The organism is Ruegeria sp. ABD4_443 (assembly GCF_056160865.1).
In genome coordinates this window covers 1-610 of record NZ_JBSWYA010000023.1, presented here as the reverse complement: position 1 = coordinate 610, position 610 = coordinate 1, and the positions used below count along the sequence as shown (strand labels likewise).

The window sequence follows — 610 nt, the reverse complement described above, 5'->3', positions numbered from 1 at the left end:
TGTCTGACGTCAGCGCCCACCGGACAAATTTAGGGGTTTGAACAACGGAGGATTTCTGGTTCATCGAAGCCATTATGGAGCGAAGATGAACAAGAAATCCGGAACATCGAAGGATGCCGCTGACAAGTTGGTCAGGGGCATTAAACGGAAGACGCGGAAGCATTACTCGGCTGAAGAGAAGATCAGGATCGTCCTGGCGGGCCTTCGGGGCGAGGAGAGTATCGCTGCGCTGTGCCGCCGCGAGGGAATTGCGGAAAGCCTGTATTACTCTTGGTCAAAGGAATTCCTCGAAGCTGGGAAGAACCGGCAGGCGGGTGACACGGCGCGACAAGCGACATCCCCTGAAGTCAAGGAACTGCGATCGGAATCGGCGGCCCTGAAGGAAGTGGTTGCCGAGCTGACGCTTGAGAACCGTCTGCTCAAAAAAAGCATGATCGGGGATGGGGAGTTCGAAGAATGAGATACCCAGCCTCTGAGAAGCTTGAGATCATCCGCACGGTGGAAGCCTCGCACCTGCCGGTTAAGCAGACGCTGACGATGATTGGCATCCCCAGTAGCACCTACTACGATTGGTATGCGCGTTGGGTCGAAGGCGGGATCGATGCGCTTG

General features: G+C 55.9%; 1 pseudogene. It reads left to right on the top strand.

What is annotated here, in order from left to right:
* Positions 1-85: 85 nt before the first annotated feature.
* Positions 86-610: pseudogene (locus ACXAG8_RS18500) on the top strand (transposase); the annotation flags it as partial.